Genomic DNA, 23,198 nt, shown 5'->3' on the forward strand with positions numbered 1-23,198 from the left:
GCGTGGGAGCAAACACGACATGGGTCTGACGAGCCACAAGGTGCTGGCGTTGACCGTCCTGATCGCCGTCGCGGCGATGGCCGGAACGGTCTGGCTGTGGCCCAGACTGTCGAAGCGGAGCTGGCAGGCCGTCCTCGGCCGGATCGGCGCCCTGCTCGCCACCCAGCTGACCGTGCTCGCCGCGCTCGGCCTGGTGGCCAACAACTACTTCGCGTTCTACAGCAGTTGGGACGACCTGCTGGGCACCGGCGACAACGGTCCGGTGGTCATCCAGAACAAGGTGGACGCCTCCGGGCGGCTGCGCGTGGAGACCATCGGCCACGCCGAGGTGCAGGGTGGCGGGGCGCTCGGCCGCGACCCCGAGAAGTCCGGCGAGATCCGCGAGGTCCGCATCGACGGGGCCACCACCCGCCTCTCCACCGAGGGGTACGTGTACCTGCCGCCGCAGTACTTCCAGCCGGAGTACGCGCAGAAGCAGTTCCCGGTCCTGATCGTCAGCACCGGCTTCCCCGGCATCGCCAAGAACCTCGTCACCCGGCTCAACTACCCGGGCGCGGCGCTCAAGCTGCTCCAGGAGGGCCGCATGCAGCCGACCGTGATGGTGCTGGTTCGCCCCTCCCCGGCGCTGCCGCAGGACACCGAGTGCGAGGACATCCCGGGCGGCGCGCAGTCCGAGACGTACTTCACCAAGGACGTGCCCTCGGCGGTCCAGGCGACCTACCGGGTGTCGGCCGACCCGCAGGCCTGGGCCTTCATGGGCAACTCGACCGGCGGCTACTGCGCGCTCAAGCTGGCGATGCGCCACCCGGAGGTCTTCCCGACCGCCGTCTCGCTCTCCGGCTACTACCAGGCGGCCGAGGACCCGACCACCGGTGACCTCTTCAAGGGCAGCGCCCAGCGGCGCAACGAGGCCGACCTGATGTGGCGGCTCAAGAACCTCCCGCAGCCCAAGATCGCCGTGCTGCTGGCCGGCACCAAGGAGGGCGACGGCGACTACCGCCGCGATACCGAGGCGTTCGTGGCCGCCGCGCACAGCCCGATGAAGGTCTCCTACAGCATGCTGGAGACCGGCGGCCACAACTTCGAGACCTGGAGCCGGCTGCTGCCGTCCTCGCTGGAGTGGATCTCCCAGCGCCTGGCCGTCCCGGCCGCCGGCCGGCCGGCCTGACCGGATCCGGCGCGGAGCGCGGTGGCCGGAAAGCAGCGGCCAGGAGCCGGGAACCAGGAGCCGGGGACCGGAAGCGGACCCGGCCCGGGGATCCGGCTCAGGCCACCTGCTCCAGGGTGCCGGTGTGCAGTTCGCCGACCCGGCCGCCCTCGCCCTCGTAGGTCCAGAACGCGCGGACCGTCATCCGGGCCAGGTCCATGACGTGGCTGACGGTGATGCCGCTCACCTCGGTCCAGCTCACGAAGTACAGCTGCGGCCCGACCTCGGCGACGTGCAGGGTGACGTCCTCCCACTGGCCCGCCGACTCGCCGAGCCCCTCCCAGCGCAGCCGCTTGCCGTCGGCCGAGTAGGCGTTGCGGAAGGCCGCGCCGTTGTCGACCCGGAACAGGTAGGTGCGGCCGGCGAAGGCGGGCAGGGACGCGGTCATGGTGGGGCGGGTCTCCTTGTCTCCGGGTGAGGTGCCCGGCGCGGTCCGGACGGTTCCGGTCGGCGCGGATGGATCTCCAACCTATCCGACCACCCCGCCTCCGTGGCGCACTTTCCCTGTCGGACCCGCCACCCCGGACAGCTCCGGCACCCCGCTCCGCCGTCCGCCGGGACGCCCGGCGGAGCCGATCGCGTCCACCGCCGACCGGCCACGGCGGCCGTCGGGCCGGCGGAGGACGGCCGCCGGCCCGGCAGCAGGCCGAGAACCCGGCCGCTCCAGCGGGCGGCCGGAGTGCCGTTCGGTCCGCCCCTCAGCCCGCCCCCCCAGTCCGCCCCCCCCAGTCCGCCGGTCAGACCGCCGGTCGCGGACCGGTGGTCTCGACGACCGCGATCTCGAACGGCTGCCGGTTGTTCTCCTCGTTGCAGTCGTCGACGCTGCGCACCGAGACCCAGCCCCCGGTCAGCGTGCCGGGGGCCGGCACGGTCTCCGCCAGCCGGACGGGAACGAGCGCCGTCGCGCTGCGGAACTGTGGCAGCCCGGCCGGGAAGGTGCAGCGCACCCGGTGGCCCTCCTGGAAGGCGTAACAGTTCTCCGGGAAGTACGGGCCCTCGGCGCTGACGCCATCGGGCAGGGTGACCACGACGGTGAACGGCGAGGCCGTGGTGTCCGGGCCGAGGTTGCCGATGAAGGCGTGCACCGTCGTGGTGCCGCCGGGCGGGGCGGCGTCCGGGTCGATCCGGACCACGTAGAGGTCGGAGTCCGACGGCCGGGCCGCCGCTGCCGAGCCGGTGCCGGAAGCCCCCGGGTTCGCCGCGTCCGGGCCCACCGTCGCAGGGTCGCCCGCGGCCTGATCGTCCGCCGCCTGTCCGCCCGCGGCTTGGTCGCCCGCGGCTTGGTCGCCCGCCGCCTGGTCGCCCGCCGGCTCGGCCGCCGGGGCGCTCACGGCCGGTGCGAGAGCCTGGTCGTCCGCCGTGCAGTCGTCCGCCCACGCCTGCCCGGCGGCCAGCGCCGCCACCGCGCACCCCACCGCCAAGGACCTACCGAGGAGACCTCGAACGGATCCACTGCGGGTCATCCCGCCCACCTGCCCTCCGTGTCCGGCGCCCCGCGCCGTCGCGGGCCGCGTCCGGACCAGCGTCGCCGACGGGTCCGCCGGGCCCGGGCAACCCGGGGGCAACCCGCCCTCGGGAGGGCTCGAACGGGCGAACGCCAGACGTACGGACGTTCCCCGTCCGCGGGGCCGGCTGTCAGGGGGCCAGGACCTGCCCGAGCCTGGTCGCGATCGCCTGCATCACCGGCACCAGGGACGCCGCGCCGTCCGGCTCCTCCAGGGCCCGGATCCGGGCCTCCGGACCGGAGACCGACAGCGCCGTCGGGGTCGGCGCGCCCGGGACGGCGAGCGCGATGCAGCGCACCCCGATCTCCTGCTCCTGGTCGTCCACCACGAAGCCGCGCTCGCGGGCCTCGGCCAGCTGGCGCATCAGCTCCTGCGGGTCGGTCACCGTGTGCGGGGTGTGCGCGGGCAGCGGGTCGGGGCCGAGGACGGCGCGGGCCTCCTCCTCCGGCAGCTGCGCCAGCAGCGCCTTCCCGACGCCGGTGCAGTGCGGCTGCACCCGCCGGCCGACCTCGGTGAACATCCGCATCGAGCGCCGCGACTGCACCTGGCCGACGTAGACCACCTCGCCGCCCTCCAGTACCGCCAGGTTGGCGGTCTCGCCGGTGGCCTCCATGAGTTCCGCCAGGTAGGGGCGGGCCCAGCTGCCGAGCAGCCGGCCGGCGGTCTCGCCGAGCCGGATCAGCCGGGGGCCGAGCGTGTAGCGGCGGGCGGAGTCCTGGCGGACATAGCCCTGCTGGACGAGGGTACGAACCAGGCGGTGGATGGTCGGCATCGGCAGGCCGGAGGAGGCGGCGAGCTCGCTGAGCGTCGCCACGCCGCCGGAGTCGGCGAGCGCCTCCAGCAGCTGGAAGGCGCGCTCGACGGACTGCACTCCGCCGCTCGCGCGCTCCGTCGTCGTTCTCTCGGTGCTGTCGGAGGTCGGGGCCACCGGCGGTCCCTTCGCTGTCGGGAGGAGCGCTGTCGGGGAGGGGTGCGGTCCGGCAATCAGCTCAACAGTCCGTTGAAATTCTGTATCGCGGAAACTAATCTCCACCTTACAGAATCCAGTCCTCCAGCAAGGAGTGTCGTGCTCATGGCTGAAGATCAGGGATCCGGAGCCTCCGCCACCGCGGCCGTCACGGTCGCGGGTCCGCCCGTCGACCGGGCCGAGGAGGTGCTCACGGCGCCGGCGCTCGCCTTCGTCGCCGGTCTGCACCGCGCGTTCGACGGCCGGCGTCGCGAGCTGCTCGCCCGCCGACGGGAACGCCGCTCCGAGATCGCCCGCACCGGCACCCTGGACTTCCTCCCCGGGACGGCCGCCGTCCGCGCCGCCGACTGGCGGGTCGCCGAGGCCCCCAGGGCGCTGCGGGACCGCCGGGTCGAGATCACCGGCCCCACCGACCGCAAGATGGCGATCAACGCGCTCAACTCCGGCGCGAAGGTCTGGCTCGCCGACTTCGAGGACGCCACCTCGCCCACCTGGGAGAACGTGCTCGGCGGCCAGATCAACCTGACCGACGCCTTCGAGGGCCGGATCGACTTCACCACCCCCGCCGGCAAGGCCTACACCCTGCGGCCCGCCGCCGAGCTGGCCACCGTCGTCGTCCGCCCGCGCGGCTGGCACCTCGACGAGCGCCACCTGCTGGTCGACGGCGAACCGGTGGCCGGCGCCCTCCTCGACTTCGGCCTCTACTTCTTCCACAACGCCGCCCGGCTGCTCGCGCGCGGCGCGGACGACCCCAACTCCGGGCCGTACTTCTACCTCCCGAAGACCGAGAGCCACCTGGAGGCCCGGCTCTGGAACGACGTCTTCACCCATGCCCAGGCCGAACTCGGCATCCCGTACGGCACGATCCGCGCCACCGTGCTCATCGAGACCATCACCGCCGCGTTCGAGATGGACGAGATCCTCCACGAACTGCGCGACCACGCCGCCGGCCTCAACGCCGGCCGCTGGGACTACCTGTTCTCCCTCGTCAAGAACTTCCGCGACGCCGGCGCGCACCACATCCTGCCGGACCGCAACAGCGTCACCATGGCCTCCCCGTTCATGGCCGCCTACGCCCGGCTGCTGGTGCGCACCTGCCACCGGCGCGGCGCCCACGCGATCGGCGGGATGGCCGCCTTCATCCCCAGCCGCAAGGACCCCGAGGTCAACGCGGCCGCCCTGGAGAAGGTCAGGGCCGACAAGGACCGCGAGGCCGGCCAGGGCTTCGACGGCTCCTGGGTCGCCCACCCCGACCTCGTCCCGGTCGCCCGCGCCTGCTTCGACGCCGTCCTCGGCGGGCGCCCGCACCAGAAGGACGCCCCCGGACCGGCCGGAGAGGTCACCGCCGGGCAGCTCCTCGACATCGCCGGCGCCGGCGGCAGCTGCACCCGCCGGGGGCTGCACAACGCCGTCCAGGTCGGCATCCGCTACATCGAGGCCTGGCTGCGCGGCCTCGGCGCGGTCGCCATCTTCCACATGATGGAGGACGCCGCGACCGCCGAGATCTCCCGCTCGCAGATCTGGCAGTGGATCCACAACGACGTCGTCCTCGCCGACACCGGCGAGAAGGCCACCGCCGAACTGGTGCGCCGCCTGGTCGCCGACGAGCTGGCCGCGCTGCGCTCCGGACTCGGCGACGAGGGCTACGCCGCCGGACGCTGGGACGAGGCCGCGCGACTGTTCGAACAGGTCGCCCTGGACGAGGAGTTCGTGGACTTCCTGACCCTGCCCGCGCTGCCCCTGCTGGACTGAGACACCCTCGGCCGCCGTCAAGCGCCTCAGGCACCCTCGGCCGCCGTCAGCCGCCCCGGGGCGCCCCGGGCCGTACCGGGGCCGCCTCAGGGCCGGCCTGCCGCCAGCGCGTCGCCGAGGCCGCTGCGCCGGTAGAGCACCCGGCGGCCGTGCCGGGTGCGCTCCAGCAGGCCGGCCGCCGCCAGCGCGCCGAGGTGCCGGCTGACCGCGCCCGGCGTCACCCCCAGCCGGTGGGCGAGTTCCGTGGTGCTGGCCGGGGCCGCCAGCAGCACCAGCAGCCGCGCCCGGGCCGGGCCGATCAGCCCCACCAGCCCGGCCGGCAGCGCCCGCCCCTCCGTGCAGGCGGTGCCCGGCAGGCCCTCCGCCATGGTGGCCCTGCCGCGCGCCGGGTAGGTGATCAGCGGCGGGCCGTCCTGGGTGATGTCGGTCTGCGCGCCGCGTCCGCCCAGTGTCGGGATCAGCACCAGTCCGCGGCCCGCCACGTCCACCACCGAGGTGCCGAGCGCCCGGACCACCGGAGTGTGGTCGATCAGCCGCAGCACCCCGTCCCGCCAGGAGATCCGGGCGTCGAGGTCCGCGAACAGGCCCTCCGCGCCGCGTTCGGAGAGCAGCCGGGCCCGGTACGCGAGGTCCGCCTCCAGCACCGACCGCGCCCGCGGCCACCACGCCGGGGCCAGGCACCGTCTCCAGTACCCGGACAGCGCCTCCGCCGCCCGGGCGGTCAGCGCGGCCAGCGCCGCCGGGTCGTCGATCGGCGCCGCCAGCACCGGGGGCAGCGGGCATCCGCCGCCCGGGTAGGCGGCCAGCAGGTCCGCCCGCACCACCTCCGGCGGGGTGGCGGCCAGTCGTGCCAGTTCGCTGTCGAAGTCCGGCCGGGGCACGTCCGGGCGGGGCGTCAGGAAGTCCGGCACGAAGCCGCTCGGCGCGGTCAGCACGTCCAGCAGTTCGGTGTCCAGGGTGGCGTAGCGGTCCTGCCAGCCGGCGATCCACGGCTGCTGCTCCGGGTAGTACGACGGCCGGCGGCGGGCGCGCAGGCCCAGCACCGCCTCCTGCAGCGGGGAGTAGGCGAACCAGGTGGCGGCGAGGTCGTCGACGCCGAGACGGAACTCGAACATTGACCGTAACGGTAAAAGAATTCCGCCCGTCCGGGAACCCCGCTGTGCTTCTGCCATGACCTCCTCCACCTCTGCGGGGGCACGCCCGCGTGCCCCCGGCCGCCGCCTGCTGCCCGCCGATCCGCTGCTGCGCCGGCTGGCGCTGATGACCCTGGTGAACGCCGTCGGTGACGGGCTGTTCGTCACGGTGAACGTGCTGTTCTTCACCCGCGCCATCGGCCTGACGCCCGGATCGGTGGCGCTCGGCCTCACCGTCGCCGGGATCTGCGGGGTGTTCGCCGGGGTGCCGATGGGGCGGCTCGCCGACCGGACCGGGAGCAGGCGGCTGCTGCTCGTGCTCGGCCCGCTGGAGGCGGCGGCGGTGCTCGGCTACGCCTTCGTGCACTCCTTCGCCGCCTTCGTGGCGCTGGCCTGCGCCGCGACGGTGCTCTCGCGGGGTGCGGCGGCGGTGCGCAGCGCGCTGATCGCGCGGGCGCTGCCGGCCGAGGGGCAGGTGCGGTCGCGGGCGCTGCTGCGGTCGGTGGCGAACGCGGGCCTGGTGGTCGGTTCGGGCGGCGCGGCGCTCGCCCTGCAGGCGGACTCCTACGCCGGGTACGTGACGATGGCGGTGCTGGACGCGGTGAGCTTCCTGGGGGTGACGGCGCTGCTGGTGGGGCTGTCGCTGCCCGCAACCTCCGCGGCCGGCGGTGGGGTTGGCCGGACCGGCCCGGGTGGGCGCTGGACGGCGCTGCGGGACCGCCGGTATCTGCTGGTCACCGTGCTGCACGCGGTGCTGGAGCTGCAACTCGCCGTGCTGACCGTCGGGTTGCCGTTGTGGATCGTGCTCGGCACCGAGGCGCCGGCCGCCACGGTCGCGGCGGTGAACGTGGTCAACTGCCTGCTGGTGGTGCTGTTCCAGGTGCGGGCGAGCCGGGGCGTGGCGGACGTCCCCTCGGCGGCGCGGGCCTGCTCGCAGGGGGCGCTGCTGCTGGCGGCCGGCTGCCTGGCCTACGCGGTGGCGGGGTACGGCCCGGGGTGGGCGGCGGCCGCGGCGCTGCTGGCGGGCGCGCTGGTGCACACCGTGGGGGAGTTGCTCACCTCGGCGGGCGGCTGGACGCTCAGCCTGGACCTGGCGGATCCGCGGGCGCACGGCGAGTACCAGGGGGTGTTCCTGAGCGGGCAGGCGGGCGCGCACGTGATCGGGCCGCTGGTGGTCACGCTGATGGCGGTGGACCACGGGGCGGTCGGCTGGGTGGTGCTGGCGGGGGTGTTCGCGCTGGCCGGTCCCGCGCTGCTGCCGGCGGTACGGGGCGCGGCCGTGCGGGGGTCGGCCGCGCCGCAGACCTCCTGAGCCGGGTGCGGCGCCGGCGCCCCACGGGGGTGGGAGCCGGCGCCGTCCCTGTACCACCGGGATTTCCGGGGAGGTCCGAGACAGCGTCAGATCGCGCGAGTGGAGAGATCCCTGGCCGCGCGGGCGCAGTCCCGCGCGATCCGCTCCTCGTCCACCGTGGTCAGCCGCCCCTGCTCGACGACGGTGTTGCCGTTGACGAGGAGGAGCGCCAGCGGCGGCAGCGCGCCGAGGACGAGCGCGGCGACCGGGTCGGCGATCGAGGAGTGCATCAGGCCGTCGACCTTCCACAGCGCGAGGTCGGCGAGCTTGCCGGCCTCGATCGAGCCGATCTCGTCCTGCCGCCCGAGCACCCGGGCGCCGCCCATGGTGCCCAGCCGCAGGGCCCGGCGGGCGGTGAGCGCCCGTGGTGAGCCGTGCAGGCGGTTGAGCAGCAGGGCGTTGCGCAGTTCGGTGCCGAGTTCGCCGGACTCGTTGGAGGCGGTGCCGTCGACGCCGAGGCCGACCGGGACGCCGGCCGCCAGCATCTCGGGCACCCGCGCGATCCCGGCGCCCAGCCGGGCGTTGGAGGACGGGCAGTGCGCCACGCCGGTGCCGGTCCCGGCGAACTTGGCGATGTCGGAGTCGTTCATGTGGACGCAGTGCGCCATCCAGACGTCCTCGCCCAGCCAGCCGACCGACTCGAAGTAGTCGGTGGGGCCCATGCCGAACAACTCCTTGCAGAACGCCTCCTCCTCGGCCGTCTCGGAGCCGTGGGTGTGCAGCCGGACGCCCTTGCGGCGGGCGAGTTCGGCGGACTCGCGCATCAGCCGGGTGGAGACCGAGAACGGCGAGCAGGGGGCGAGGGCGATCCGCAGCATGGAGCCGGGGGAGGCGTCGTGGTGGCGGTCGACGGCCTCCTCGGAGGCGGCGAGGATGGCGTCGAGGTCCTCGACGGCGTGGTCGGGGGGCAGGCCGCCGTCCTTCCTGCCCCGGTCCATGGAGCCGCGCGACGCGGTGAACCGCAGGCCGAGTTCGCGCACGGCCTCGATCTCGGCGCCGAGGATGTCGCCGCCGTCCCGGGGGAAGACGTAGTGGTGGTCGGCGGCGGTGGTGCAGCCGGACTTGAGCAGGGCGGCGGCGGAGCCCCGGGCGGCGGCGTGCACGAGCCGGTCGTCGATCCGGGCCCAGGTCGGGTAGAGGGCGACCAGCCAGTCGAAGAGGATGTCGTCCTGGGCGAGGCCGCGGGTGATCCACTGGTAGAAGTGGTGGTGGGTGTTGACCAGGCCGGGGGTGACCAGGTGGCCCCGCGCGTCGATCCGGCGCGCCGCGGGGTCCGGCCACGCCGGGGCGGGGCCCTCGCCGACCGACTCGATCCGGTTGCCGAGGACGACGACGTGGCCGCGGGCGTACTCGGTGTCGTGGGCGTCGACGGTGGCGATCGCCGCGTTCTCGATGACGGTCCGCCGGTCGGCGGGCGGGGGCTGGACGGCCATGGGAACTCCAGGGGAGATGCCGGTCAGGCGACCGGGATGACCGGGACGACGCCCTCGCGGTGCACGGTGCCCTCGATGAGGCCGTACATCCGGTCGGCGGCGTAGTAGACCTCGTTGTCGTTGGTGAGCCCGAACGGCTCCAGGTCGACCAGGAAGTGGTGCTTGTTGGGGAGTTCGAGGCGCACCTCGTCGACCTCGGCGCGGCGGTCGAGGACGCGGGTGCCCATCGCGTGCAGGGTCTGCTGCAGCGAGTAGGAGTAGGTCTCGGCGAAGGCCTCCAGCAGGTCCCGCCGGACCTGGGTGTAGCAGGCGTTCCAGTGCGGCTGGGCCTCGCCGTCACGGCCGGTGTAGCCGTACTTCCAGCGGGCGGTGACCTGGGTGGCGAGGATCCGGTCGTACGCCTCCTGGAGGGTGGTGTACCTGTCCTTGATGTAGCCCCAGAACTCCGAGTCGGTGGAGTTCAGCACGACCAGGTCCTTCAGACCGGAGATCACCTGGACGCCCTGGCCGTCGTAGACGATCTCGCTGGTGCGGACCTCCTGGCCGCTGCGCACGAAGGAGTGGCCGGCCTCCTCGGAGCCGGTGGGGCGGGTGGCGGTGCCGGAGGTGGGGATCCGCTCCCACGCGTACTCCTCGATCCGGATCCGGGCCCGGTGGATGACCCCGCGCTCGGTGTGGTCCACGAAGTGCCGGGCCAGCAGGATGCCGAAGGCCTCGGCGGACTCGATGCCGTACTGCTTGGCGAAGGCGAAGACGGTGTTCTTGGTGGTGTCGGTGGGAAGGCAGTTGGCGTTGGATCCGGTGAGGTGGACGTCCGCCAGGTCGCCGGAGAGGGAGACCGAGACGTTCAGGTCCTTGATCTCGTGGCGGGCGGAATCCCGGCACACGCGGACGATGCGGTTCTCCGCCTTGCCGTACTGGTTCTGACCGAGCACGTGGGCCATGGCGTGGTGCCCCTCTCAATCGAACGGCCTAGCTGCCGCGGTAGACCGAGTAGCCGAACGGGTTCAGCAGCAACGGCACGTGGTAGTGGTGTTGCGCGGGCGCGACGGTGAAGACGATCGAGACCTCCGGGAAGAACGGCTGGTCCTCGGTCGTCCGGGCGAAGTACGCGGCGGTGTCGAAGACCAGCCGGACGACCGCGCCCGCCTGCACGGCCGGCAGGTCCGTGGCCCGGCCGTCGGAGTCCGTGGCGGAGGTGCCGAGCACCGTCCAGCCGCCCCCGGTGCGCAGTGCGAGCTCGACCGGGACGCCCTCGGCGGGGCGGCCGAGGCTGGTGTCGAGCACGTGGGTGGAGATACCGGTCATGGGCGGGGTGGCCTCACTGATTCTTGATCCGACGCCACGTCAGGCTCCGTCGAGCATTCGGGTGATGCGGATCTCGTTGATCTTCCGCAGTTCGTCCCGGACGATCTCCGTCTCGGCGGCGGGGGTGTTGGGGAGGCGCTCGCGCAGGGCGGCGAGCACGGTGGCGGCGGTGCGGCCGGTCGCGCAGATCAGGAACACCTGGCCGAATCTGGCCTCGTAGGCGGCGTTCGCTCTCCGCAGCTCGTCGAGCAGGGCCGGGTCGGCGCCGCGGACTCCGGCCTGCTCCCGCTCGGTGGTGGCGTCGCCCGCCCCGGGGACGCCGATCCGGGCGTGGCCGGCCAGCGCGTCGCGAAGACCGGCCGCGGAGAGGGCCGCCGTGGCCGCGGCGCTGGCGTCGAGCAGGGCCCGGCGGCCCCGCCAGGGGCGGGTCGCCGCGACGGCGTCGGCCCAGGCGCGGCTGGCGCAGACGCCCAGCAGGATCTCCCTCAGCCCGGCGGCGTCGGCGGCCGCCAGGGCGTCGAGGCCGTCAGGGGCGTCGACGGCGCGGGGGTGGTTGGTCACGAGTGGACCTCCTGGGAGTGGTGCCACCCGCACAAGCTAGATCGGCGGGATCGGGCCGTCAACACTTTGTTGAACGGTTGGTGTCATCGCCTCCGGCGGGCCTGGCCGCCGGGGCGGGTTATGGATGATGAGACAAGTGTGCCCCGCCGGGGCGCGGGTCGGAGTGACCTCCTCGGCGGGGCGTGCCCGTTCGGGCTGACGTGCGGCCCGGAGCGGGTCCGTGGGCGGCTCCGGTGCGGTTCCGGGTCAGTTCGACTTCGAAGCGTCCTGGCGGTTGAGGTAGTTGTACACGGTGAAGCGGCTGACGCCGAGCGCCGTCGCGACCGTCTCCACGCCGTGGCGGACGGTGAACGCGCCGCGCTCCTCCAGGAGGGCGACCACGCGCTGCTTCTCGGAGCGCTCCAGTTCGGCCAGTGGCCGGCCGCCGAACTGGCGGGTCGTCTCGGCCAGCAGGCGGTCCAGCGCGCTGCCGAGGTGCGGCAGGCGGACGGCCAGCGCCCGCTCGCCCTCCCACTCCAGGACGACGTCCTCGGGCTTCGCCTCGTCCAGCGGGACGGCCGTCGCGCCGACCGCGTCGAGCAGCGGCTTGAGCGCCGAGGCGAGCGGGTGCTGCGGTTGCTCGGTCACGGCCTGCCACCCTCGCCGGCTTCGCCGCTCGCGCCGTCCGTGTTCCCGGCGTCGCCGAGCACGCTGAGCTGGAGCGAGATCCGGGTCGCGCCGGCCTCCAGGCTCTCGCGGAGCAGCGCGGTCACGGCGGTCAGCACCTGGTCCGCCCCGCCCTCGGCGCCGGTGCCGAACGGGCCGACCGAGACGGCCAGTCCGGCCTCGTCGACCGCCCGGCGGGCCGCCGCCGCGTGCGGCGGGAAGGTCTCCAGCTCGAACGGTTCTGTCGTGAACTCCACCATCAATCGCACCTGCTCACTCTAGCGATGGGCGGGAGGGGGGTCGGTTCGATTCGGCGGGTGGGTGGTTGCGGGTGCCTTGGTGGTCGCTCGACGGGCTGGGGAGGATTCCGTGGAACAGAATTCCTCTTCCGCATCGCGGAGCACCCGGTGGCTGCGGTCGCCGGCCCGGGGACGGGACTGACAGCTGACAGAATCTGTTATCTGTTATCTGTCATCTGAAATTTGTCAGCTGTCAGCTGTCAGTCGTCGGCCGACGGGTGCCGACCTCTGCCCGGCGCTTCGCACCCGGCGGGGGCCCATGCTTGATGAACCATCGCCAGACCCAGCCCGGAAGTGAGGCCCCCACCATGTCCGCCAACCGCCACCAGGGTCATGTGGTCGTCGCGCCCGACAAGTTCAAGGGCACCCTGGAGGGCGCCGAGGCGGCCGCCCGGATCGCCGCAGGCATCCGCCGCGCCGCCCCCGGCACCGAGGTTCGCGAACTGCCGGTCGCCGACGGAGGCGAGGGCACCCTGGCCGCCGCCCTCGCGGCCGGCTTCGCCAGGGTTCCCGCCACGGTGGCCGGCCCCACCGGCCTGCCGGTGGACGCCGCGCTCGCCGTCCGCGGCACCACCGCCGTCGTCGAACTCGCCCAGGCCTCCGGGCTGGCCAGGCTGCCCGGAGGCCGGACCGCCCCGCTGACGGCCGGCTCCTACGGGGTCGGCCAGCTGATCGGCCGGGCGGTCGGCCGGGGCTCCCGGCGGATCGTGCTCGGACTCGGCGGCAGCGCCGGCACCGACGGCGGCGCCGGTCTGCTGCAGGCGCTCGGGGTTTCCCTGCTGGACGCCGAGGGCGCCGAACTGCTCCCCGGTGGCGCCGCGTTGAGAAGGCTGGAGCGGATCGTCCCCGGCCCGCTGGCCCGCACGCTGGAGGGCGTCGAGGTGATCGTGGCCTGCGACGTCGACAACCCGCTGCTCGGCCCGCGCGGGGCCGCCACCGTCTACGGCCCGCAGAAGGGCGCGAGCGGCGAGGACCTGGTGGTGCTGGAAGAGGGGCTGACCCGGTTCGCCGACGTCGTCGGCGCCGCCGTCGGCCGGGACCTCCGCGCGGCCCCCGGGGCCGGGGCCGCGGGCGGCGTCGGCTTCGCCGCGCTGGCCCTGCTGGGCGCCACCATGCGACCCGGCATCGAGTTCCTGCTCGACCTGCTGGGCTTCGAGGAGGCGGTGCGCGGGGCGCGCCTGGTCGTCACCGGCGAGGGCTGCCTGGACGCGCAGACGCTCCACGGCAAGGCCCCCGCCGGCGTCGCCGCGGCGGCCGCCAGGGCGGGGGTCCGGGTGGCCGCCGTGGCGGGGCGGGTCGAGCTGTCCGAACGCGAGTGGCGGGAGGCCGGCTTCGTCGCCGCGTACGCGCTCAGCGAGTTGGGCCGGAGCCCCGCCGAGAGCCTGACCAGGGCCGGAGAGCTGGCCGAGGTCGCGGGGGAGCGGCTGGCGGTGGAACTCCTGCGCCGCTAGCGGCCGTTCGATCCCGATGGCTCCATTGACGCTTTGTTGAAGGCCGCCTAGGCTCCGGGCCGACCTTCGACCCACCCCACCCCTCGGCCAGGCTCCGGAGGCCCCATGTCCCTCAGCGAGACCGTGGTGATCCGCTCCCGCCGGGTGGTGCTGCCGGACGGCGAAGGCCCCGCGGACGTGCTGGTCCGGGACGGCAGGATCGCGCGGATCGCCGCGCACGGCTCCCTGGCGGCCGACGGCGCCGGGCCGACCGACCTCGGTGACACCGCCCTGCTGCCCGGCCTGGTCGACACCCACGTGCACGTCAACGAGCCCGGCCGCACCGCGTGGGAGGGTTTCGCCACCGCCACCCGGGCGGCCGCAGCCGGTGGTGTCACCACCATCGTCGACATGCCGCTCAACTCGGTGCCCCCCACCACCACGCTCCCCGGCCTGGAGGCCAAGCGGAAGGCCGCCGAGGGGCAGACCTGGGTGGACCTCGGCTTCTGGGGCGGAGCCGTCCCCGGCAACCTCGCCGACCTCGAACCCCTGCACCGCGCGGGCGTGTTCGGCTTCAAGTCCTTCCTCGCGCCGAGCGGCGTGGACGAGTTCCCGCACCTGGAGCCGACCGCCCTGGAGGCCGCGCTCGCCGAGCAGGCCGGGCTCGGGGCGCTGGCCGTCATCCACGCCGAGGACCCGGCCGTGCTGGCCGCCGCACCGCGGCAACCCGGCGTCCACTACCGGGACTTCCTTGCCTCCCGCCCCGCAGGCGCGGAGACCGCCGCCGTTGCCCGGCTGCTGGCGGCGGCCCGCCGGACCGGCGCCCGGGTGCACGTCCTGCACGTCTCCTCGGCCGCGGTGCTGCCGCTGCTGCGCCGGGCCCGGGCGGAGGGCGTCGAGGTCACCGCCGAGACCTGCCCGCACTACCTGACCCTGGCCGCCGAGCAGGTCCCGGACGGCGACACGGCGTTCAAGTGCTGCCCGCCGATCCGCGAGGAGGCCAACCGCGAAGCGCTCTGGACGGCCCTGGCAGCGGGGGAGTTCGCGGCCGTGGTCTCCGACCACTCGCCGTGCACCCCCGACCTCAAGCTGCTGCCCGCGCAGGGTGGCAGCGGGGACTTCGCGGTGGCCTGGGGCGGCATCGCCTCCCTCCAGCTCGGCCTGTCGGCGGTCTGGACCGAGGCCCGGCGGCGCGGCCACACCCTCGCCGACGTGGCCGGCTGGATGTCGGCGGGGCCGGCCCGGCTGGTCGGCCTCGACGGACGGAAGGGCGCGATCGCGGTCGGCCGTGACGCCGACCTGGTCGCCTTCGACCCGGACGCCCGGTTCACCGTGCACCCCGGCGAGTTGCACCACCGCAACCCGGTCACCCCGTACGCGGGCCGCACGCTCACCGGCGCGGTGCGCACCACCTGGCTGCGCGGCCGGGTGGTGGACGTCGCCGGCGAGCCCTTCGGTGTCCGACTCGTCGGCCCCGGCGCGGGCCCCGTCCGGACCGGGTGATCCGCGCCCACGCCTGCGGCGGGTCGGCCGGGTGGCTCCGCCTCCGCGCGACTGTCCACCGGTGGTCGCCGGGTTCGGCGGGGCCTGGTCCGGTGGGGTCGGACGGTGTTGCACTGAGTGCCACCGGACGCGGCGAACGTCGTGACGGAACGGAGGAGTTGACATGCGGGTGAGGAAGGCACTGGCCGCCGTGGCCATGTCGGCCGGCCTGATGGCCGGCGGTATCGCGAGCGGAGCGGGAACGGCCCGGGCGGCCGACGGGTGCGACGCGATCGGGGGACACGCCAGCGACCGTCCCTGGATCGGGTGGAACGGCTGCGTGGCGGCCACCGACGGCCTGTGGTCCCGCTTCTACGACGGGCGCCCGCAGGTCGCCTGGTCCGACGAACTGTTCACGGCGTTCCCGTACAACACCGGGCTGTCGATCAGCTGCTGGCTCAGCGGCCCGGCGGTCCAGGGACCGTGGGGCACCAGCACGGTCTGGGACAAGGTGGAGTTGTACGAGTGGCCGGGCGCGGGCGCGTCGGGCTTCACCTTCCGCACCCTGGCCGTCCCGGACGCCTGGGTCTACACCGGCAGCAACGACCCGGTGGTCCCGCACTGCTGACCGCCGCCGGCCGCAAGGGGGTATGAGGGGGCGCGGTGGGGCATATGCCAGTCAAGTGTTCCACCGCGTCCGGACGGATATCCGGCGAAGCGGGCGTTGACGGAGTCCGGCGGTCTATAGGCTGGAGCTACCCGCCGGTCACGCCGCGGGGGGACATCGGAAGGGGACGACATGTCGACACCAGCCCCGGGCCGCCACGCCGTACCGGAGCAGGGCGTGCCCGGTTCGTTCGCCTCCTTGCAGCACGCCCTCAGACTGCTGGAAGCCGTCGACCGGCACCCCGGCGGCGTCACTCTGGTCGCCCTGGCGAGGGAGACGTCCCTGGGGCTGCCGACGGTTCGCCGGCTCGCGGAGATCCTGGAGATCGAGGGCTACCTCACCTGTCAGGACGGCGGCTGGGTGCTCGGCGGAACCTTCGCGCTGCTCGGCCAGCACAACCGGGAGCAGCTGGTCCGAGCCCGGCTGGACAGCAAACTCGCCGAGCTGCGCGACGAGTTGGGCGCCGCGGTGTACTTCGGCCGCTACCACGAAGGGGAGTTGTCGGTCGAGGCGGTCTCGGCCTCCGAGTACGCGCCGGCGGTGCAGGAGTGGGTGGACTTCCGGGCCACCGCGCACGCCAGCGCGATCGGCAAGTGCCTGCTCAGCCAGCTCGACCACGACGCCCGCCGGGACCACCTGTCCCGCCACCCGGTGGCCCGCCTGACCTCGCGGACGGTCACCGACGCCGACCAGTTGATGCACCGCCTGGAGCGCCAGCCGGCCACCGTGCCGGTGCTGGACATCCAGGAGTATGCCCTCGGCACGGTGTGCGCGGCCGTGCCGGTGACCGCCGGCAGCACGGTCGGCTGTCTGGCGACCTCGTTGCCGGTCGACAGCGTGCACCGGCTGAAGGCGGCGGCAGAACTGCTCGCGGCCCGCGCGGCGCCGTTGATGCTCGCGATGGCGGTCTGACCGCGCCGCATGCGCCCAGGGACCCCGCTCCGGCGGGGTCCTCGCGTTTTCCGGAGGGGCGCGGAGGGGCGCGGAGGGGTCCAGCGGGGTTCGTCGGGCGGGCGAGGGGTGCGCGGCACTTATTAGACTCGATGTCGATAGGGGCCGCCGAAACCCTTGTGGCGCGGGCTACCCGCGAGTACGTTGAGCCGGGTCGAGCCGCCGCCCGCAGGTCAGGAGGGCCCTTCCATGCCCAGCCCCACCCCCGTCCCCGCCCTCGCCGCGCCCGCCGCCCGGGTGCACGAGGGCCTCGTCCTGGAGCCCCGCGACGTCCGCTTCGACTGGGCGGCTCTGCCGCTGCACTGGATCCCCGACGAGCCGATGGCCACCCACGTCATCAATGTCCTGCACCTGCTGCTGCCGGAGGGCGAGCGCTGGTTCGTCAAGGTCTTCAAGGAGGCCCTGCCGCTGATCCGCGACGAGCAACTCCGTGAGGAGGTGCTGGGGTTCATCGGTCAGGAGGCCATCCACGCCGAGGCGCACCAGGAGGTCCTCGACCACCTGCTCGGCCAGGGCCTCGACCCGCGCCCGTACGTGCGCCAGATCGCCTGGCTGTTCCAGCGCGTCCTCGGCGACAAGCCCGGGCTGTCCGCCGCCCGCCGCCGCGAGAACCTCATCGAACGCGTCGCCTTCATCGCGGCGATCGAGCACTTCACCGCCTTCCTCGGCGACTGGGCGCTCAACTCCCCGGGCCTGGACCGCGCCAAGGCCGACCCGACGATGCTCGATCTGCTGCGCTGGCACGGCGCCGAGGAGGTCGAGCACCGCAGCGTCGCCTTCGACCTGATGGTCCACCTCGACCCCGGCTACGCCCGCCGGATCCGCGGCATGCTGGTCTCCGGTCCGCTGCTGGTGCACCTCTGGGTGCGCGGCGCCCGCTTCCTGCTCGCCGCCGATCCCACCCTGGACGGCCGGCTCAGGCCCACCTGGCGCGAGGCCGGCCGGATCGCCCGGCGCGGTCTGCTGCCCGATCCGGTCAGGTCGCTCCGCTCCGGGCTGCGCTACCTGCGCCCGGGCTACCACCCCACCCAGGAGGGCTCCTCCAGTCAGGCCCTCGGCTACCTCGCGACCTCCCCGGCCGCCCGCGCCGCCTCCGGAGGCCACTGACAGCTGACAACTGACAGATGACGTTATCTGTTATCTGTCATCTGAAATCTGTCAGCTGTCAGTTGTCAGTTGTCAGCCGCCCCCGAGGACCCGAGCCCGTCCCCCCGCCCGCGTTCGAGCCCGATCCCCCAAGGACCCCGCCGGATGGACCTGCGCACCCCACCCCCCGACCTTTACGGCCGCCCCCGCGCCGACACCTTCTTCCGCTTCCTCACCGCGTTCGGCGACCGCTACAGCCCGGCCCTCGGCGGCCCGCTGCTGCGCCGCAACCCCCGGCGCCCCGTCAGCCGCCCCGCCCCGGCGCTCGCCCTGGTGGTCACCGCCCGCCGCGCCGTCGCCGCCGACGCCGTCGAGCTGACCCTCGCCGACCCCTCCGGCAGCCCCCTCCCGGCCTGGCAGCCCGGCGCCCACCTGCGCCTGACCCTCCCCTCCGGCCGTGAGCGCCACTACTCGCTCTGCGGCGACCCCGCCGACCGCGCCGCCTACCGGGTCGCCGTGCGCCGCCTGCCCGACGGGGGCGGCGGCTCCGTCGAGCTCCACGACACCGTCCACCCCGGCACCCGGCTCACCGCCCGCCGCCCGCGCAACGGCTTCGCCTTCTGCGCCGAGCCGGCCGTGCTGCTGCTGGCCGGCGGCATCGGCGTCACTCCGCTGCTGCCGATGGCCCGCGAGGCCCAGCGGCACGGCCTGGACTGGCAGTTGGTCCACACCGGCCGCAGCGCCGACACCCTCCCGTTCGCCGCCGAACTGCGCGCCCTCGACCCGGGCCGGGTCCACCTGCGCACCGACGACGAGCACGGCGGCCCGCCCACCGGCGCCGACCTGCTCGCCCACGCCCCGCGCGGCGCCGCCGTCTACTGCTGCGGCCCGGCGCCGATGCTCGCCGCCGTGCGGCGGGCCCTCGACGGCTCGCCCGCCGCCGCCCTGCACTTCGAACGCTTCGGCGCCGCCCCGGTCACCGACGGCGAACCGTTCACCGTCCGCCTCGGCGCCGGGGGCCCCGAACTGGCCGTCCCCGCCGACCGCTCCGCCCTGGACGTGCTGCGCGAGGCCCGCCCCGACCTCGCCTACTCCTGCCGGCAGGGCTTCTGCGGCACCTGCGAGGTCCGCCTGCTGGCCGGCACCGCCGACCACCGCGACCGCCGCCTCACCCCCGACCAGCGCGCCGCCGGCGCCCTGCTGCCCTGCGTCTCCCGCGCCGCCGAGGGCGAGACCCTCGTGCTGGACCTCTAGAAGGAGAGCCCCGCCGTGCCGCGCACCCCCGCCTTCCCGTTCACCGAGCGCGACCTCGCCCGCTTCCGGGAGACCCAGCAGCTCGCCTACGACTGCGCCGAGCAGGTGGCCGCCTGGATCGAACCCGGCGTCACCGAGCGCCAGGCCACCGCGGAGCTGCGCCGCCGCCTGGTCGCCGCCGGCGTGCAGGACTTCTTCCACGTCCCCTTCGCCTGGTTCGGCGACCGGACGGCCTTCCGCCACTTCCACACCCCGCTGCAGTTCTTCGCCGGCAACCGCCGCCTCCAGGAGGGCATGCCGTACGTGCTGGACTGCGCGCCCGTCGTCGACGGCTACACCGCCGACATCGGCTACGGCGGCAAGGTCGGCGAGAACCGCGTCTGGGACCGCCTGGCCGCCGACCTGCGGGTCTACCGCGAGCTGATCCTCGCCGAGGTCCGCGCCCGCAAGCCGCTCGCCGAGGTGTACGCGGCCGTCGACGCCCAGATCGAGGCGCACGGCTACGACAACCGCCACCGGGTCTACCCGGGCCGGGTGATCGGCCACCAGGTCACCCGGATGACGGCCCGCGGCCCGGCCGGGGTGAACGTCTTCGGCTTCGGCGTGCGAACCCTCCAGACGCTCGGCCGCGAACTCGTCAGCGAGCGCCTGCACGGCCGCTCCCCGCTCTGGGCGGACGGCCGCTCCTCCCGGCACGCGCCCACCCCGGGCCTGTGGGCGGTGGAACCGCACATCGGGTTCCGCGAGGTCGGCATCAAGTTCGAGGAACTGCTGGTGGTCACCGAGGACGACGCCTACTGGCTGGACGACGACCTCCCGCACGTCCGCCGCTGGAATACTGCCGCCATCAAGACCACCACCACGACCACCGAGCCCAGCGCGCCCACCGCCAAGACCACCGCCAAGACCACCGCGACCGCCACCGAGGGAGCCGCCCGATGAGCACCCCCACCCGCCGCCGCACGGTCCACTCCGGAGGCCTGCCGCTCGCCGTCCACGAGCAGGGCGACCCCTCCGCCCCCACCGTCCTGCTGGTCCACGGCTACCCCGACACCCACGCCGTCTGGGACGACGTCGCCGCCGACCTCGCCCGCGACCACCACGTGGTCCGCTACGACGTGCGCGGCGCCGGCGCCTCCGGCGTCCCCGCCGACCGCGCCGGCTACCGCCTCGAACAGCTCGCCGCCGACCTGTTCGCCGTCGCCGACGCCGTCAGCCCCGACCGCCCGGTGCACGTCGTCGCCCACGACTGGGGCTCGCTGCAGTCCTGGGAGGCCGTCACCACCCCCGGCGCCGAACGCCGCCTCGCCTCCTACACCACCATGTCCGGGCCCTGCCTGGACCACATGGGCCACTGGCTGCGCGAGCGGCTGCGCCGCCCCACCCCCCGCCACCTGCGGCAACTGCTCTCCCAGGGCGCCCACTCCTGGTACATCACCGCCTTCCACCTGCCCTACCTCGCCCCCGGCGTCTGGCGCCTGGGCCTCGCCCGCGCCTGGCCCCGGGTGCTGCGCGACCTGGAGGGCGTCACCCCGCGCCCCGGCCACCCGCAGCCCAGCCTGCGCCGCGACGCGGTGCGCGGCATAGAGCTCTACCGGGCCAACATGCGCCCCACCCTGCGCCACCCGCGCGAACGCCGCACCGAGGTGCCGGTCCAGCTGATCACCCTCACCGAGGACCACTACGTCGGCGGCTACCTCTCCGAGGGCCTGGAGCGCTGGGTGCCCCGACTGACCCGCCGTACCCTGCGCGCCACCCACTGGTCCGCGCTGCTGGAGAAGGGAACCACCGTGGCCGGACTCGTCCGCCGACACGTCGCCCGCACCGAGGCCGGCGAGGCCGCCCGCCCCGCGGCCGGCGCGGGCACGCCCCACGACGGCCGGCTGGTCGTCGTCACCGGAGGCGGCAGCGGCATCGGCCGGGCCACCGCCCTCGCCTTCGCCGAGGAGGGCGCCCGGGTGGTGGTCTGCGACGTCGACCTCGACGCGGCCCGCCGCACCGCCGACCTCGCCGGCCTGATCGGCCCGACCGCGTACGCCTACCGGGTCGACGTCGCGGACGGCGCCGCCGTCGACGCCTTCGCCCAGCAGATCGCCGCCGAGCACGGTGTGCCCGACGTGGTCGTCAACAACGCCGGCATCGGCCACTCCGGCTCCTTCCTGGAGACCACCGAGAAGGAGTGGCAGCGGGTCCTGGACGTCAACCTCTGGGGCGTCATCCACGGTTGCCGCGCCTTCGGCGCCCTGATGGCCGAGCGCGGCGAGGGCGGCCACATCGTCAACCTCTCCTCCGCCGCCGCCTATCTGCCGTCCAAGGCGCTCACCGCCTACGCGACCAGCAAGGCCGCCGTCTTCATGCTCTCCGACTGCCTGCGCGCCGAACTCGCCGGCCACGGCATCGGCGTCTCCACCATCTGCCCCGGCATCGTCAACACCAACATCACCCGCACCTCCACCTTCTCCGCCACCACCGCCGACGAACAGGCCGCCAAGCGGGCCCGCGCCGCCCGCCTCTACGCCCGGCGCGGCTTCCCGCCGGAGAAGGTCGCCACCGCGATCCTGACCGCCGTCCGCACCAACAAGCCCGTCGTCCCCGTCACCCCCGAGGCCAAGGCCGCCCGGCTCCTCAGCCGCCTCGCCCCCGGTCTCCTGCGCCTCGCGGCCCGCCTCGACGTCACCTGAACGGGGGCGCCGAGGCCCGGGGCACGCGGTGGCACCGCGCGCCCCGGACCGATGAGGACGGCTCACAGATCGAAGGGCAGGATCCGGAAGGCTTTGTGCTCGGCCGTCAGAGGGCGGACCGCCCGGAAGTCTCGTTGACATCACGCAGGGCCCTGCTCTCGCTCGGGCAGGGCGGCGGCCCGCTTCGTTCGCTCGTAGGCCGCTGCCCTGTCGGCCCAGAGGTCGTCCTCAGTGGCCTCGCCGATCGGCTTGTGGGTCCGGCTGAAGAACGGTTCGTCCCAGGTGCGCCGGGGGGACATGGCGGCGAGATGGATCCCTTCCCGGATGATCTCCGCCTCCGCCATCCCCTCCCGGGCTGCCGCCTCCTTGATCACGGCGAGGTCTTCGGCGTCGACGTAGACGGTCGTGCGCTTGAGAGCCATCTGCGTAGGGTGCCGCTGCCATACGTTCCTCGGCCTCGATCGGCCCGCAATCCCGACAGGAGGTGTCGGGATTCCGGGGGAGCATCGGTGGTGACGGGTGGAGACACCATGGGCACCGAGGAAGGGCGAGGGAATGACGGAGCAGCCGCTGAAGGGCAAGGTCGCACTGGTGGCGGGGGCCACCCGGGGGGCCGGGAGGGGGATCGCGGTGCAGTTGGGGGCCGCGGGGGCGACGGTGTACGGGACGGGGCGCAGCGCCGAGGGCCACCGGGGCGAGTACGGGCGCGCGGAGACGCTGGAGGAGACGGCGGAGCTGGTGACGGCGGCCGGCGGGCGCGGCATCGCGGTGCGCGCCGACCACCTGGTGCCCGCCGAGGTGGCGGCGGTGGCCGCGCGGATCGAGGCCGAGCAGGGTGGGCTGGACATCCTGGTGAACGACATCTGGGGCGGTGAGCAGCTGTTCGCCTGGGACAGCCCGGTCTGGGAGCACGACCTGGACAAGGGTCTGCGGCTGTTGCGGCTGGCCGTCGAGACGCACGCGATCACCAGCCACCACCTGCTGCCCCTGCTGCTGCGCCGCCCCGGCGGGCTGGTGGTGGAGATGACCGACGGCACGGCCGAGTACAACGCCACCCGGTACCGGAACTCCTTCTTCTACGACGTCGCGAAGGCCGCCGTGCTGCGGATGGCCTTCGCGCTGGGGCACGAGCTGGCCCCGCGCGGGGCGACGGCGGTGGCGCTGACGCCGGGGTGGATGCGTTCGGAGATGATGCTGGAGCACTTCGGCGTCACCGAGGAGACCTGGCGCGAGGCGACGGCGGCCGAGCCGCAGTTCGGCATCTCGGAGTCGCCGGCGTACGTGGGCCGGGCGGTGGTGGCGCTGGCCGCGGATCCGCGGGTGGCGCGGTTCAACGGCGGTTCGTTCTCCAGCGGCGCCCTGGCCGGCGAGTACGGCTTCACCGACCTGGACGGCAGCCGCCCGGACGCCTTCCGCTACCTGGTCGACGTGGAGGCGGCGGACGGCCCGCTGGACCCGGCCGGCTACCGCTGAGCACCGCCGGGCC

The 23,198-nt window shown here is 74.4% G+C and carries 23 protein-coding genes; 12 read left to right on the plus strand and 11 right to left on the minus strand.

The annotated features are described in order from the left end of the window. Positions 1–19 precede the first annotated feature (19 nt). Positions 20–1,168 (plus strand): alpha/beta hydrolase, encoded by a 1,149-nt coding sequence (locus ABT238_RS08450; RefSeq protein WP_350560718.1) that lies wholly within the window; start codon positions 20–22, stop codon positions 1,166–1,168. A 97-nt stretch (positions 1,169–1,265) separates the two neighbouring features. Here the strand turns inward: ABT238_RS08450 and ABT238_RS08455 are convergent, their stop codons facing one another. The 3 genes from ABT238_RS08455 to ABT238_RS08465 all read right to left on the minus strand — a co-directional run bounded on the left by ABT238_RS08455 (position 1,266) and on the right by ABT238_RS08465 (position 3,640). Further along, positions 1,266–1,595 carry a MoaF-related domain-containing protein gene (locus ABT238_RS08455; protein ID WP_344337676.1) on the minus strand — a complete coding sequence of 110 codons (330 nt, stop codon included), beginning with the start codon at positions 1,593–1,595 and terminating at the stop codon, positions 1,266–1,268. Between the two features lie 349 nt (positions 1,596–1,944). Next, the gene (locus tag ABT238_RS08460) at positions 1,945–2,628 is read right to left on the minus strand and encodes a hypothetical protein (protein WP_350756176.1); all 684 of its coding nucleotides are present in this window, start codon (positions 2,626–2,628) and stop codon (positions 1,945–1,947) included. Positions 2,629–2,842: 214 nt separating this feature from the next. Beyond that, complete coding sequence (locus ABT238_RS08465) at positions 2,843–3,640, minus strand: IclR family transcriptional regulator (RefSeq protein WP_350560713.1); 798 nt, start codon at positions 3,638–3,640, stop codon at positions 2,843–2,845. 144 nt (positions 3,641–3,784) lie between these two features. Here ABT238_RS08465 and aceB point away from each other — a divergent pair, with 144 nt between their 5' ends. After that, positions 3,785–5,431, plus strand: coding sequence for a malate synthase A (aceB, locus tag ABT238_RS08470; RefSeq protein WP_350756178.1), 1,647 nt, complete (start codon positions 3,785–3,787; stop codon positions 5,429–5,431). Positions 5,432–5,517: 86 nt separating this feature from the next. On the opposite strand, the gene ABT238_RS08475 is transcribed toward aceB, so the two are convergent. Continuing rightward, positions 5,518–6,546: an ArsR/SmtB family transcription factor gene (locus tag ABT238_RS08475; protein ID WP_350560709.1), complete on the minus strand. Its 1,029-nt coding sequence runs from the start codon at positions 6,544–6,546 to the stop codon at positions 5,518–5,520. Between the two features lie 55 nt (positions 6,547–6,601). On the opposite strand from ABT238_RS08475, the gene ABT238_RS08480 reads away from it, so the two are divergent. After that, positions 6,602–7,876 carry an MFS transporter gene (locus ABT238_RS08480; protein ID WP_350756180.1) on the plus strand — a complete coding sequence of 425 codons (1,275 nt, stop codon included), beginning with the start codon at positions 6,602–6,604 and terminating at the stop codon, positions 7,874–7,876. 86 nt (positions 7,877–7,962) lie between these two features. On the opposite strand, the gene ABT238_RS08485 is transcribed toward ABT238_RS08480, so the two are convergent. From ABT238_RS08485 to ABT238_RS08510, 6 genes are all read right to left on the minus strand, one after another. Beyond that, positions 7,963–9,348: an 8-oxoguanine deaminase gene (locus tag ABT238_RS08485; protein WP_350756182.1), complete on the minus strand. Its 1,386-nt coding sequence runs from the start codon at positions 9,346–9,348 to the stop codon at positions 7,963–7,965. Between the two features lie 23 nt (positions 9,349–9,371). Then, positions 9,372–10,292, minus strand: a complete 921-nt coding sequence (pucL, locus tag ABT238_RS08490) for a factor-independent urate hydroxylase (RefSeq protein ID WP_350560703.1) — start codon at positions 10,290–10,292, stop codon at positions 9,372–9,374. 28 nt (positions 10,293–10,320) lie between these two features. Continuing rightward, positions 10,321–10,656 (minus strand): hydroxyisourate hydrolase, encoded by a 336-nt coding sequence (uraH, locus tag ABT238_RS08495; RefSeq protein WP_350756184.1) that lies wholly within the window; start codon positions 10,654–10,656, stop codon positions 10,321–10,323. A 39-nt stretch (positions 10,657–10,695) separates the two neighbouring features. After that, on the minus strand, positions 10,696–11,217 hold the full coding sequence (gene uraD / locus ABT238_RS08500) for a 2-oxo-4-hydroxy-4-carboxy-5-ureidoimidazoline decarboxylase (RefSeq protein ID WP_350756186.1): 522 nt from the start codon (positions 11,215–11,217) through the stop codon (positions 10,696–10,698). Between the two features lie 246 nt (positions 11,218–11,463). Continuing rightward, positions 11,464–11,844, minus strand: a complete 381-nt coding sequence (locus tag ABT238_RS08505) for a helix-turn-helix domain-containing protein (RefSeq protein WP_350756188.1) — start codon at positions 11,842–11,844, stop codon at positions 11,464–11,466. Then, positions 11,841–12,122, minus strand: coding sequence for a thiamine-binding protein (locus ABT238_RS08510; RefSeq protein ID WP_502884141.1), 282 nt, complete (start codon positions 12,120–12,122; stop codon positions 11,841–11,843). The genes ABT238_RS08505 and ABT238_RS08510 overlap by 4 nt, the downstream gene beginning before the upstream one ends. A gap of 347 nt (positions 12,123–12,469) precedes the next feature. Between ABT238_RS08510 and ABT238_RS08515 the strand changes: the two genes are divergently transcribed. The 8 genes from ABT238_RS08515 to ABT238_RS08550 all read left to right on the plus strand — a co-directional run bounded on the left by ABT238_RS08515 (position 12,470) and on the right by ABT238_RS08550 (position 21,712). Continuing rightward, complete coding sequence (locus tag ABT238_RS08515) at positions 12,470–13,612, plus strand: glycerate kinase (RefSeq protein WP_350756190.1); 1,143 nt, start codon at positions 12,470–12,472, stop codon at positions 13,610–13,612. 105 nt (positions 13,613–13,717) lie between these two features. Beyond that, positions 13,718–15,094, plus strand: coding sequence for an allantoinase AllB (allB, locus tag ABT238_RS08520; protein ID WP_350756192.1), 1,377 nt, complete (start codon positions 13,718–13,720; stop codon positions 15,092–15,094). Between the two features lie 163 nt (positions 15,095–15,257). Next, a complete protein-coding gene (locus ABT238_RS08525; protein ID WP_350756194.1) occupies positions 15,258–15,701 on the plus strand; it encodes a hypothetical protein in 444 nt (147 codons plus the stop codon). Positions 15,702–15,872: 171 nt separating this feature from the next. Then, positions 15,873–16,652, plus strand: a complete 780-nt coding sequence (locus tag ABT238_RS08530) for an IclR family transcriptional regulator (RefSeq protein WP_350560686.1) — start codon at positions 15,873–15,875, stop codon at positions 16,650–16,652. Between the two features lie 228 nt (positions 16,653–16,880). Next, a complete protein-coding gene (locus ABT238_RS08535) occupies positions 16,881–17,798 on the plus strand; it encodes a metal-dependent hydrolase (protein WP_350756196.1) in 918 nt (305 codons plus the stop codon). 144 nt (positions 17,799–17,942) lie between these two features. After that, positions 17,943–19,031, plus strand: a complete 1,089-nt coding sequence (locus ABT238_RS08540) for a PDR/VanB family oxidoreductase (protein WP_350560682.1) — start codon at positions 17,943–17,945, stop codon at positions 19,029–19,031. A 15-nt stretch (positions 19,032–19,046) separates the two neighbouring features. Beyond that, positions 19,047–19,973: a M24 family metallopeptidase gene (locus tag ABT238_RS08545; RefSeq protein WP_350560680.1), complete on the plus strand. Its 927-nt coding sequence runs from the start codon at positions 19,047–19,049 to the stop codon at positions 19,971–19,973. Continuing rightward, positions 19,970–21,712, plus strand: a complete 1,743-nt coding sequence (locus ABT238_RS08550) for an SDR family oxidoreductase (RefSeq protein WP_350756198.1) — start codon at positions 19,970–19,972, stop codon at positions 21,710–21,712. Before ABT238_RS08545 ends, ABT238_RS08550 begins: the two co-directional genes overlap by 4 nt. 140 nt (positions 21,713–21,852) lie before the next feature. On the opposite strand, the gene ABT238_RS08555 is transcribed toward ABT238_RS08550, so the two are convergent. Next, entirely contained in the window at positions 21,853–22,134 is a 282-nt protein-coding gene (locus ABT238_RS08555) for a ribbon-helix-helix domain-containing protein (protein WP_350756200.1), read from the minus strand. 133 nt (positions 22,135–22,267) lie between these two features. Between ABT238_RS08555 and ABT238_RS08560 the strand changes: the two genes are divergently transcribed. Next, positions 22,268–23,185, plus strand: coding sequence for an SDR family oxidoreductase (locus tag ABT238_RS08560; RefSeq protein ID WP_350560674.1), 918 nt, complete (start codon positions 22,268–22,270; stop codon positions 23,183–23,185). The last annotated feature ends 13 nt before the right edge of the window (positions 23,186–23,198 follow it).

This window comes from Kitasatospora sp. NPDC001527 (assembly GCF_040298605.1).
Taxonomy (GTDB): domain Bacteria; phylum Actinomycetota; class Actinomycetes; order Streptomycetales; family Streptomycetaceae; genus Kitasatospora.